This window comes from Vicinamibacteria bacterium, from assembly GCA_035620555.1.
GTDB lineage: Bacteria > Acidobacteriota > Vicinamibacteria > Marinacidobacterales > SMYC01 > DASPGQ01.
In genome coordinates this window covers 1-11,402 of record DASPGQ010000319.1, presented here as the reverse complement: position 1 = coordinate 11,402, position 11,402 = coordinate 1, and the positions used below count along the sequence as shown (strand labels likewise).

The 11,402-nt window shown below is 62.8% G+C and carries 12 protein-coding genes; 8 read left to right on the top strand and 4 right to left on the bottom strand.

Features of this window, described 5'->3' with window-relative positions; genetic code table 11:
• Positions 1-122: 122 nt before the first annotated feature.
• The gene (gene gatA, locus VEK15_13155) at positions 123-1,574 is read right to left on the bottom strand and encodes an Asp-tRNA(Asn)/Glu-tRNA(Gln) amidotransferase subunit GatA (GenBank protein ID HXV61639.1); all 1,452 of its coding nucleotides are present in this window, start codon (positions 1,572-1,574) and stop codon (positions 123-125) included.
• Entirely contained in the window at positions 1,571-1,909 is a 339-nt protein-coding gene (gatC, locus tag VEK15_13150; protein ID HXV61638.1) for an Asp-tRNA(Asn)/Glu-tRNA(Gln) amidotransferase subunit GatC, read from the bottom strand. The genes gatA and gatC overlap by 4 nt, the downstream gene beginning before the upstream one ends.
• Positions 1,910-1,959: 50 nt before the next feature.
• On the opposite strand from gatC, the gene VEK15_13145 reads away from it, so the two are divergent.
• Positions 1,960-2,991, top strand: a complete 1,032-nt coding sequence (locus tag VEK15_13145; GenBank protein HXV61637.1) for a glycosyltransferase family 2 protein — start codon at positions 1,960-1,962, stop codon at positions 2,989-2,991.
• Between the two features lie 104 nt (positions 2,992-3,095).
• Here the strand turns inward: VEK15_13145 and VEK15_13140 are convergent, their stop codons facing one another.
• Both VEK15_13140 and VEK15_13135 read right to left on the bottom strand, forming a co-directional pair.
• A complete protein-coding gene (locus tag VEK15_13140; GenBank protein ID HXV61636.1) occupies positions 3,096-4,118 on the bottom strand; it encodes a hypothetical protein in 1,023 nt (340 codons plus the stop codon).
• The gene (locus VEK15_13135) at positions 4,115-5,137 is read right to left on the bottom strand and encodes a hypothetical protein (protein HXV61635.1); all 1,023 of its coding nucleotides are present in this window, start codon (positions 5,135-5,137) and stop codon (positions 4,115-4,117) included. Before VEK15_13135 ends, VEK15_13140 begins: the two co-directional genes overlap by 4 nt.
• An 83-nt stretch (positions 5,138-5,220) precedes the next feature.
• On the opposite strand from VEK15_13135, the gene VEK15_13130 reads away from it, so the two are divergent.
• From VEK15_13130 to VEK15_13100, 7 genes are all read left to right on the top strand, one after another.
• Positions 5,221-6,198 (top strand): NAD-dependent epimerase/dehydratase family protein, encoded by a 978-nt coding sequence (locus tag VEK15_13130; GenBank protein HXV61634.1) that lies wholly within the window; start codon positions 5,221-5,223, stop codon positions 6,196-6,198.
• A 13-nt stretch (positions 6,199-6,211) separates the two neighbouring features.
• Positions 6,212-6,964 carry a DapH/DapD/GlmU-related protein gene (locus tag VEK15_13125; GenBank protein HXV61633.1) on the top strand — a complete coding sequence of 251 codons (753 nt, stop codon included), beginning with the start codon at positions 6,212-6,214 and terminating at the stop codon, positions 6,962-6,964.
• A gap of 6 nt (positions 6,965-6,970) precedes the next feature.
• The gene (locus VEK15_13120) at positions 6,971-8,110 is read left to right on the top strand and encodes a radical SAM protein (GenBank protein HXV61632.1); all 1,140 of its coding nucleotides are present in this window, start codon (positions 6,971-6,973) and stop codon (positions 8,108-8,110) included.
• Between the two features lie 4 nt (positions 8,111-8,114).
• Positions 8,115-9,992, top strand: coding sequence for an asparagine synthase (glutamine-hydrolyzing) (asnB, locus tag VEK15_13115; protein ID HXV61631.1), 1,878 nt, complete (start codon positions 8,115-8,117; stop codon positions 9,990-9,992).
• 202 nt (positions 9,993-10,194) lie between these two features.
• Positions 10,195-10,566, top strand: coding sequence for a hypothetical protein (locus tag VEK15_13110; protein HXV61630.1), 372 nt, complete (start codon positions 10,195-10,197; stop codon positions 10,564-10,566).
• On the top strand, positions 10,563-11,285 hold the full coding sequence (locus VEK15_13105) for a queuosine precursor transporter (protein ID HXV61629.1): 723 nt from the start codon (positions 10,563-10,565) through the stop codon (positions 11,283-11,285). Before VEK15_13110 ends, VEK15_13105 begins: the two co-directional genes overlap by 4 nt.
• Positions 11,285-11,402, top strand: a 118-nt coding sequence (locus VEK15_13100; protein ID HXV61628.1) for a sugar phosphate nucleotidyltransferase, incomplete at its 3' end; no start/stop codon positions are given. The genes VEK15_13105 and VEK15_13100, both read left to right, overlap by 1 nt.

The following is an 11,402-nucleotide window of genomic DNA, read 5'->3' as shown; positions in this document are numbered from 1 at the left end:
GCGAGTGTGCTCGGAGCTCCCGCTTTCGTCTATTCGCTCTGGGCAATCGCCGGGGCCGGTGCCGAGATCGTCTACTGGGGGTTCTTGTTGCTGGTTTCGGGGATTCCCGTCTACGTGATCGTTCAATCGAAAAAGGGTGGCAGCCGCTCATGAAATCCGGTTGCTCGCTCGAAGGCCCGCCCCAGCTCGAGGATGGTCTTTTCGTCGAAGGGCCGTCCCACGATCTGCACTCCGAGTGGAAGACCATCGGCGGCAAAGCCCGCCGGTAGACTCACCGCCGGAGCTCCGGTGAGGTTGGCGGTGATCGTGAAGATGTCCGACAGATACATCGACAAGGGGTCGTTCGCCTTCTCGCCGATGCGAAACGGGGGAGTGGGTGCCGTCGGCAGGAGAATGGCGTCGACCGATTCGAAAGCACGCTCGAAGTCGGCGGCGATCACGCTCCTCACCTTCTGCGCCTTCTGGTAATAGGCATCGTAGTAGCCGGAGCTGAGCACGAAGGTTCCGAGGAGGATGCGTCTTTTCACCTCGGCACCAAACCCCTCGTCGCGGGTCGTCCCTATCATCCCCCGCAAGCCCTCGCTTTCTCCGTGCCGCATACCGTACCGGACTCCGTCGTAGCGAGCGAGGTTCGAGCTCGCCTCAGCGGTTGCGAGGAGATAGTAAACCGCCACGGCTTGCTTTGCCGAGGGGAGGCTCACGTCGCGAAGAATGACACCCTGCTCGCGGAATCGGGTGATGGCGGCGTCGAAGGCGGAGCCCACCTCTGGGTCGGTGCCGTCGAGCAACTCTCGCGGAACGCCGAGCTCGAGGCCGGAAACGTCGCCATCCGGGGTCTCCTGCCACACCGGCCGCGTCGATGAGGTCGCGTCTTTCGGGTCGTGGCCGGCAATGGCTCGCAGAACGAGCGCCGCATCCTCCACCGTCCGGGTGAGGGGACCAATCTGATCGAACGACGAGGCAAAAGCCACGAGGCCGTAGCGTGACACGCGACCATAAGTTGGCTTGAGACCGACGATGCCACAAAACGCTGCCGGCTGTCGGATCGAACCGCCGGTGTCGGTCCCCAGGGCGGCCGGTGCGAGGCGCGCGGCGACGGCCGAGGCGGAGCCTCCGCTCGATCCCCCCGGGACGCGATCCAGGTTCCAGGGGTTGCGCGTCGGGTGAAAGGCGGAATTCTCCGTCGAGGAGCCCATGGCGAACTCATCGAGGTTGGTCTTGCCGAGCACGACGGCGCCCGCGGCATGGAGTCTTTCGACGGCTTCGGCGTCGTACAGGGGCACGTAGTCTTCCAGGATGCGAGAGCCGCAGGTACATCGGGTCCCGGCAACGGCGATGATGTCCTTCACCGCCACCGGAACTCCGTGAAGCGAGCCGCGCTCTCCCGCCGGGGTGGAGTCGAGCTGGCGGGCACGAGCGATCGCCGATTCGGCCATGGGGTGGAGAAACGCCTTTAGTTTGTGGTCGAATTTCTCGATTCGCTCGAGGAAACTCCGAGTCACATCGACCGCCGACAGCTCACCGGAACGGGTGAGCTCGGCAATCTCCGATGCCGTCCGCCGCCAGATCGTCACGGCAGCACTTTGGGCACCTTGAAGAGACCTTCGCTCGCATCGGGAGCCCCCTCGAGCACGGGCTCGCGGGCGAGGCCCGGACGGGGAACGTCGTCGCGAAGAGCCGGCTCGAGGGCCGAATGGGCGATCGGGCTCACGCCGTCGGTGTCGACCGACTGAATCTGCTCGGCGTAGGCGAGGATGACCTCGAGCTCCTCGGTGAGCGCGCTGCATTCCTCGTCGGTTAGGGAAACGTGCGCCAGCTCCCCGAGTTTCTTGACGTGCTCGCGATCGACTCGACCCATGCTGATGTGCTCGGCGTTGAGTAGTATAACCCCATCGCAAGTGGTCCCCATGGGCTCCTACCAATCCCAAACGCTCTGGCGATCGGGGTATACTCGCCGCGGTGGCTTCCGAGACCAAGACTGGGACCGATGTGCCCGATCGCGCGCTCGGGGTCTCGATCTCGCCCGAGATCTCGGTCGTCATTCCCGTCTTCAACGAAGACGAGAATCTGGGACCGCTCCATCGCGAGCTTGCGGACGTGCTCGAAGCTCACGGCAAGCCCTTCGAGATCCTTTTCATCGATGACGGTAGCACCGACGCGAGCTTCGCGCTGCTGAAGTCGATCCACCATCGTGATGAGAGGGTGCGGGTCATTCGATTCAGAAAGAACTTCGGCCAAACGGCGGCACTCGCCGCGGGGTTCGCCGCGGCCCGAGCGCCGGTGATCGTCACGCTCGATGCCGATTTGCAGAACGATCCGGGAGACATCCCCCGCTTGCTCGATCGATTGGACGCCGGGTTCGACATGGTCTGCGGATGGCGGCAGAACCGGAAGGATCCCTTCTTGTCCCGCACGCTGCCATCTCGAATCGCGAACTGGCTCATTTCTCTGACGACCGGAGTCCGGCTCCACGACTACGGCTGCACGTTGAAGGCGTTTCGGGCGGAGGTCGTTCAGAACATCCATCTCTATGGCGAGATGCACCGCTTCATCCCCGCTGTCGCCAGCGAGTTTGGCGTCTCGATTGACGAGATCGGCGTCAACCACCGTCCACGCAACAAAGGAAACTCGAAGTACGGTCTTTCGCGGACGTTGCGGGTCCTGCTCGATCTGATGACCGTGAAATTCCTGTTGAGCTACTCGAGCCGTCCTCTTCAGATCTTCGGTGCGTTGGGTCTATTGATCGGTGGGTTGGGCTTCCTCCTTGGCTGCTACCTGACATGGGTCAAATTCGGCCTCGGGGAGCCGATTTGGGGAAGGCCAGCTCTTCTCTTAGTGATGCTTCTCATGATGTTCGGACTGATGATGACGGGCTTCGGCCTGCTCGGAGAGCTCCTCGCCCGCCTGTACCACGAGAACCGAACGAGCCCGCCGTATGCGATCCGGGAGTTTCTCGGAAAACACGAGGACCGCGACAAATCGGGAGACTGAGCCCCGGCTTCAGATCCTGGTGTAAAAAGGGGGATAAGGGGATAGGGGAGAACTCATCTCCGTGTCTCCTTCGAATCTCCCTATCCCCCTTTTATGCGAAAGCCCTAGCGCGTGCCGATCACCACGTTCGAATAGATCGCCCCTTCCGGAGTCTCCGCCCTTCCGGCCGCCCCCAGCTCGATCCGGTGGATCTGGGGGATGTACGGACGCGGGTAATGAAAGAAGAAGATCTGATTGTCGTTGATGAATAGCCGGCAGACATTGACCTCGCCCTCCCGACCCCATTCGAGCCGTATGCGATAGGTCCGCTCGGGCACCCAGCCGCGGAACGTGCTCCCAACGTCGGTCTGCCTTCCCTGGGAGATGAAGCGGAGCCTCAGCCAGCGGTCGTTGATGGAGGTGCGGCCATCGAGCTTCTGAAGGCTGACGCGGAAGCGGTTCGACGTCATGTCGCTGCCGAGGCTGGGGTCCCACATGAAGAAGAGATGGCGGGCATCCCGGGTCGGGTTGCGGATGTCGAGGCCCTTGATATCGAACTCGAGAAAGCCCGTCTCGATGGTCTCCATGTCGTAGACGATGAAATTCGAGCTGGCGATCACCATCCATCCGTCGCTTACGAACTCACCTCCGCCTACGTCACCGAGGGTCATGCCATTGGTCAGCGGGTCGAACAGGAGTACGCGATCCGTGGGGCCTCGCGTCTCGGCGCCGCCCTGGAAGACGAAGCGCCCGACCTCCGAGAAGGCGCTCATGGTTCCGCCGACGCTCGCCTTGGCGCGCCAGAAGAACTCGCCGCTCGCGAGCTCGGAGCCGATGGTCCACGAGGTCTGTCCCGAGGGATCCTGGGGGATGCCCGACGTCTGGGCGGCGAGGTCGGCAAAGCCGGAGTCGGCGGCGATTTGAAACGTGTAGGTCGGCGTGCCGCCTCCGCCGGTGACGGAGACGTTCGTGACGGTCAATGTGACTTGACCGGTGACTTGCGCCCCGCCCGTGGGTCCGACGATGGCGGGCGTGGTGATGGTGATGCTCGGGCCCGACGATCCCGACGAGGACCCGCCGCTGTCGCCGCAAGAGGCGAGTCCCAGGCCGAGAACGAGAATCGGGCCCGTCTGCTTGGTAAGGCTCACTGGCCCCTGCGTACGACGGCGAAGTTTCGGTAGACGGCGTCGATCACCGATTCGTGTCGCTCCTCGATTCCGAGCTCGATCCAATGGGTGTTCGGTTGGTAGGGACGATTGTAGCGAATCTGCATGATCTCGTCGCCGTCCAGGAACACCCGGGCGGTGTTGGCACCTTCGGCGGGCCCCCAATCCACACGCCAAGTGTAAACCGTTCCGGGGTCCCAGTCGGTGAAATTCGCGTCGGCGTCCGCCTCACGCCCCTGGGAGATCCAGCGGAAGCGGAGAAATGGCGGATTGTGCGGGTTGTTCCAGAGCTTCTGCACGTGGACCCGGAACGCGTTCTGCCGAAACGCGCCGGCGGAGGGATCCCACATCCCGAACAGCATGTGGGAAGCCTCGTTCACCCCGCGAGGCGTCAGCCCCAGGTTCTCCCACTGCACGTAGCCATCGACCACGGTCGGGACTTCGTAGCGAAGAAAATCTCCGTTGTTCTCGACCCGCCACCCCTGGTCGGTAAGTGTTCCTCCACCGCGGTCGGTGGCGAGCGTCGTGCCGCCGGTCAATGGATCCAGAACGAGAAGAGTCTCGCCGGAACCTCCGCCCACCGACGCGATGGCGAACTGCGCGACCGCCGAGAACGGACCCGACGTGCCTTCGGCCTCGGCGCGAGCACGCCAGAAGTAAGCGCCGTCGCCCAATGGAGAGTCGACCTGCCAGCTGGTCTGCCCCGATCCCTGGCCGACACCAGACGCCTGGGCGGCGAGGCTCCCGAAACTCTGGTCGCTCGACACATGAAACGTGTAAGTCGGCGTGGCACCGCTGCTGACGCTCGCGTTGGTGACCGTGAGCGTGGGCTGTTGCTCCGAAATAGGAGTCGTGGCGTTCGGACCCACGATGCCCGGGGCGGTAATCGTGGTACTCGAGCTCGTGCCACCCGATCCCGAGCTGCCAGTGTCGCTGCATCCGGCGAACGCTAGAGCCGATGCGTACAAGGTGAGCGTTCCCGATCGTCGTCGAATGAGCATGTTACGAGACTTTCCTCCTTCGTTGAAACGTCAAAAAGAAGGTAGGCTAACATAGGCGTTTCGTCCGAGTCCAGGAGGCGTTACTGAGAGTTCTGGTTACCGGGGCGAGCGGCTTCACCGGCAGCCACCTTGCTCGCATTCTTGCTGCCTCCGGCCACCGTGTCAGGGCGTTGGTGCGCCCGGCGAGCCGGCTCGATCTCCTGGATGGAGTCGAGGTCGAGCGTTTCGTCGGAGACCTCACCGATTGCGACGACCTCCGCAGGGCGGTATCGGGCGTCGAACGCGTGTTCCATCTGGCGGCAGTCTACCGCGAAGCCAAGCTCTCCGACCGTACCTATCGTGAAGTCAATGTCGAAGGCACGCGCCGGCTGGCCGAGGCAGCGCTCGCGGAAGGCGGCGTGCCTTTTCTGTACTGCAGCACCTGCGGGGTCCATGGGGAGGTCGATCCCCCCGCGGACGAGAGCTCACCTTACAACCCGGGCGATATCTACCAGCAGACCAAGGTCGAGGCGGAACGCCTCCTCTTCTCCCTCAATCGAGAGCGCGGGCTGCCTGCGGTCATTCTCAGGCCTGTCGGGATCTATGGACCCGGAGACCGCCGATTCCTCAAGCTGTTTCGGGGAATCGCTCGGAGTCGGTTTCCCCTCATCGGACGAGGAGATGTCTTCTATCACCTGACCCACGTCGAGGACGTTGCCCGAGGGTTCGTCAAAGCAGCGGAGGCGCCTTCGGCCGTGGGTCAAGCCTTCATCCTCGCGGGAGCGCGCTACACCACGGTCGCCGAGCTCGTCGCACTCATCGCCGAGAAGGCCGGAGTGGCCCCGCCGCGATTTCGCTGGCCCGCTGGCCCGATGCGCTTCGCGGCCGCGGTTTGCGAGGACGTGTTCCGCCCCTTCGGAATCGAGCCGCCGCTTCACCGCCGTCGGCTCGATTTCTTTCTCAAGCATCGGGCCTTCCGAATCGACAAGGCCCGGCGGGTTCTTGGCTGGGAGCCCCAGATCGATCTCGCGGCGGGCATTTCCGAAACCCTGGATTGGTACCGCTCGGCAGGCTGGCTCTGATACCGTTGACGCCGTGCAGCCGAACGACGAGCGGATTCCCGTGGTCCAGCGCGCGATCGCCGACCAGAATAAATCGAAGCTCCAAAAGTACCGGGAGCTGGTGGTGGGCCGAGCCGGCCTCACGGCTCTCGTCGTCTATGAGACGGTCATGCTCTTGTCCGCCTGGGTCCCGGGCGCCCTCGGGCTCGTCCTGCGCTCCAAGCTCTATCCGCTGCTCCTGGGCGCGACCGGTCGCAACGTCACCTTCGGCCAGAACGTGGTCCTCCGCCATCCGCACAAGATCCGCATCGGCAACGATGTCGTCGTCGACGACAACGTACTCCTGGACGCGAAAGGAGTCGACAACGACGGAATCGTACTCGAGGACGGCGTCTTCATCGGCCGCAACACGATTCTTTCCTGTAAGAACGGTGACATTCATCTGGAGGAGCGGGCGAACATCGGTTTCAACTGCGAGATCTTTTCCGCCCATCGCGTCCGGGTGGGCAGGGGCGTCATGATGGCGGCTTACGTCTATCTGGTGGGGGGCGATCACATGAGAGATCGACTGGACGTCGCGGTATCGGAGCAGGGACGCATTGGGCTTCCCATCGAGGTTGGCGAAGGAGTGTGGATCGGCGCCCACGCCGTCGTGGGAGGAGGGGTTGTGCTCGGGGAACACGCTATAATTGGCGCTGGCGCCATGGTTCTCGAGGACGTGCCCGCCTATCAAGTGGCGGCGGGGGTTCCCGCCAAAATCGTGCGCGATCGCAGAAAGAAGGAATAGGACCCCGTGTTTGGTGACCGAGCATACGTCGGCAAGCTGCTCAAGACCAGTCTTCCATCCCTGCCGGCCGACTTCGTGAAGACGCAGATCGTGGGGCGCTTCAGCGCCATTCCACCGACGGTGCTGATCTTCAACGTTTCGTACAAGTGCGACTCGAAATGCGTGATGTGCAACTCGTGGAAGCTTCCCTATCACGATGACTTGACCACCGAGGAGTACGCCCGAACGTTCTCGAGCAGGCTGTTTCGCACCATCGAATACGTCGGTATCACCGGCGGCGAGCCCACGTTACGCAAGGACATGGTCGACATCGTCCGGCTGATGGCCGACAATATGCCCCGCCTCCGGAAGATGACGCTGAACACCAACGGCTTCGTCAAAGATCGGGTGGTGAAGACTCTCGAGCGGATCATCGACGTTGCCAACGAGCGGGGCTTCGTCTTTGGCACGCGCGTGAGCCTCGACGGCGTCGGCGACGCGCACGAGGACATCCGTCGGGTGTGGCACGCATTCGAACGGGCGATGGATACCGTTCGCGCGATGCAGGAGTTGCGAAAGAAGAAGTTCTTCAACTTCGGCGTATCCTTCACCTTCACTGCTCAGAACATGGAGGAAGGCGAGAAGATCTACGAGCTCTGCCGGAAAGAGAACTTGAACGTTGTCTTTTCCATCGCCCGCTACTCGGAGCTCGCCTTCGGGAACATGGATCTCGTCGAGTCCACCGAGCTCAAGAAAGATGACTTCCCCCGTCTGGCGTCCTTCTTCCGCGAACGAACTCGCGAGTCCAGGTTCACCGACGGTGACGGCCTTCTCTATCATGCCTACGTCAAGATGTTCGAGAACGGTATGAAGCGCGCCATGCCCTGTCCTTCGATGGACCAGGGAATCCTGCTCAACCCGAACGGTGACATCACCTACTGCGAGAACTCTCGGGTGATCGGCAACGTGCGGCAAACCGACCCTTACGAGCTCTACTTCGACGCCGACAACCTCGCCCTGCGTCAGGAGGTGCTCGATCGGGTCTGCCCCAGCTGTGCGAGCCCGTGCTTCGTCAACGCCGCCGCCATGAAGCGGGTCTTTCCGTACCTGAAGTTCGTCGTCGAGCTCGGCGGGAAGAAGCTCGCCGCGCGCCTCAACGGGTCCTGACTCGATGTGCGGCATCGCCGGCGTCGTGGCTCGCGACGCCCGCCGTCCGGTGGATCCGGCTCTGATCCGTCGGATGGTGGAACGGTTGCACCATCGGGGTCCCGACGACACCGGTCTCGTCACCCTGCCGGGGGTCGGTCTGGGCTTGAAGCGCCTCTCCATCATCGACGTCGCCGGCGGGCGACAGCCGATCACGAACGAAGACGGGAGTCTGACTTTCGTCGGAAACGGCGAGATCTTCAATTTCCGCACTCTGGGCGACGAGCTACGGTCTCGTGGACACCAGTTTCGAACCGGTTCCGACATGGAGACCATCGTTCATGGGTACGAGGAGTGGGGCGACGGGGTCGTCGCCCGACTCAAGGGACAATTCGCATTCGCGCTCTGGGACGGCCCCCGGCGGAGGCTTCTCGCCGCACGCGACCGGGCGGGTGAGAAACCTCTCTGCTATTACGAGGGCGCCCACGACATCGTGTTCGCTTCCGAGCTGAAATCACTCCTCGAACGTGCGGACATCCCCCGCCACCTGGATCCGCGCGCGCTCGACCTGTTCCTCACCTACGAGTTCATCCCCGCGCCGTACTCCATCTTCGAGGGGGTGCGCAAGCTTCCTCCGGCTCACGCGATGAGCATCGAAGACGGAGTCGTGCGAACCTGGGCCTATTGGAACGCTCCCGCGGAGGCCACCGAGCCGCGGAGTGAGGAATCCTGGGCGGAGGAGCTCCGGGAGACGCTGGGCGCCGCGGTGCGTTCTCAGATGGTGGCGGACGTCCCCCTCGGGGCGTTTCTGTCGGGGGGAATCGACTCGAGCGCGGTCGTGGCCTTCATGAGCGAAAGCTCGAAGCGGCCGGTGAAGACTTTTTCCATCGCGTTTCGGGACGCGAGCTACGACGAGTCGGCCTATGCGCGGTTGGTGGCCGAGCGGTTTGGCACCGAGCACACCGTCGAGACGATCGAGCCCGACGTCGCCGGACTCTTCGACCAGCTCGTGGTGCACCTCGACGAGCCCTTCGCCGACGTATCGCTCTTCCCCACGTATCTCCTGTCCCAGGTGGCCTCCCGCCACGTGAAGGTCGTTCTTTCCGGCGACGGGGGAGACGAGCTCTTTGCGGGATACGACTGGTACGTTGCCGATCGCATCGCGCGGACCCTCGCCCGATTCCCGGGTCAAAAGAGCCTCGGGCTGCTCCACCGGGTGAGCGAATGGTTTCCACCAAGCGACAAGAAGAAAGGCCTGGTCAACCGGGCCAAGCGCTTCCTCGAAGGTGCGGTGGCCTCGCCCGAGCTGCAGCACTACCGCTGGATGTCCTACCTCGGTCCCGGGGAAAAAAGAGCCCTGTACTCGGAGGACCTCGCGTCGTCGCTCGGTGCCTCCGACGCTTCCGACGCCGTCGTGTCCCGATTATCGGAGCCACGCGACGACCTCCTCAACCGCCAGCTCTACGCCGACTTCAAGCTCTTTCTCGCCGACGATATCCTGGTGAAAGTGGATCGCATGAGCATGGCGACATCGCTCGAAGCGAGAGCGCCCTTCCTCGACACCGACGTGGTCGAGCTCGCTTTCCGGATGCCGGGCTCTTTGAAGCTGCGGGGCTCGACGAGAAAGTACATCCTCAAAAAGGCGCTGTCGGAAAAGCTGCCCGGAAACGTCCTCCATCGGCGCAAAGAGGGCTTCAGCATTCCGATGAAGAACTGGCTTCGAGACGGGCTGCGACCTCTGATGAACGACTTGCTGTCTCGAGAACGCGTCGAGGCGCGAAAGCTCTTTCGATACGATGCGGTGGAGCGGTTGGTGTCCGAGCATGTCTCGAGCCGGGCGAATCGGGCCCACCAGCTCTTTCCCCTGATGGTATTCGAGCGGTGGGCATCGGAGTTTATTTAGCAGGTTGATGAAAAAGTACAGTCCAGCCTGCCGAGCGGTAGCCAAGACTTCTGCCGTTCGACTTCGCCAAGGCTTCGTCGGAACCGCGCCGAAGCCCGAAGGGCGCAGGCGGGCGAGATCGGCGCGAAGCGCCGCAAAGGCCGAGCCGTGGCGGCTCGATCGATCGCGGGTCCCGCCACGGCATTGAATACTTGAGAGTCTCATGAAGCAACACGTTACCATCGTCGGCGCGCTGTACACTGCTTTTGGCATCATTGGTGTCTTTTGCGCTCTGGCCGCTCTGCTTTTCTTCGGGGGGTTGGCGGGAATCCTCCGGATGGTGGGTGAGCCCGACGCCACGAGAGCGGCGCCGATTCTCGTAGCCCTGGCCGTGTTCCTGTTCTTTGCCATCTCCGTTTTCTCGATTCCTGGCATCGTCGTGGGCATCGGACTTCTCAAGTTCCAGAAATGGGCTCGGGTTGGTGCCATCCTGCTTTCGGCGCTGAACCTGCTCAACTTCCCGTTTGGAACGGCGCTTGGAGCCTACGGACTCTGGGTTCTGCTCAACGAGCAGACGGAGCCGCTATTCGCTTGAAGCTGGTCGAGAACGACCCCCACGGGAGCGCCGCATCCGAGGATCTCTACCTCGCACTTGCGGCGGTATTCATCGCGGCTCTCGTCGCCTGTAATCTCGTCTTCCAGAAGTTCTTTATATGGGAACTGCCCTTTTTCCGGGCGGGATTCTCGTTCCAGCAATCTGTGGGAATCCTGGCCTATCCCGTCACCTTTCTCGTCACCGACATCCTCTCGGAGATCTACGGAAAAGAGCGCGCCGACCGCGTCGTGACCAGCGGCCTCGTCGCCAGCCTCTTCGTGATGGGACTCGTTTTCTTGTCCTCGAGCGTTTCCGCGGCCCCATGGAGCCCGGTGGACGATTCCACGTTCCAGAAGGTGTTCGGCCTCCAATGGCTGGGTGTCACCGCGTCGATGCTCGCCTACCTCGGCGCGCAATATCTCGACATCCGGCTGTTTCATTACTGGAAGCGCCGGACGCGGGGAAAACACCTCTGGCTCCGCAACAATGCCAGCACCATTACCTCGCAGGTGGTGGATACGGCGCTGGTCAACGGGCTTCTCGCCGCGGTCGGAACGACCGGTGTTACCTGGGCGCGATTTCCCGAGCTGTTCTGGAACGGCGTGCTCTTCAAGTGGGCGATGGCGCTCCTCGATACGCCGCTGTTCTACGCCGCCGTGTTCTACTGCCGGAGACGGCTGCGCGCCGCCGGGGAAGTGGGGATACAATTCGCCCCGTGATTCGGAAGGGCATCATCCTCGCTGGCGGGACAGGGAGCCGCCTCTACCCCATGACCTCGGCGGTGAGCAAACAACTCCTTCCGATCTACGACAAGCCGATGATCTATTTCCCCCTGA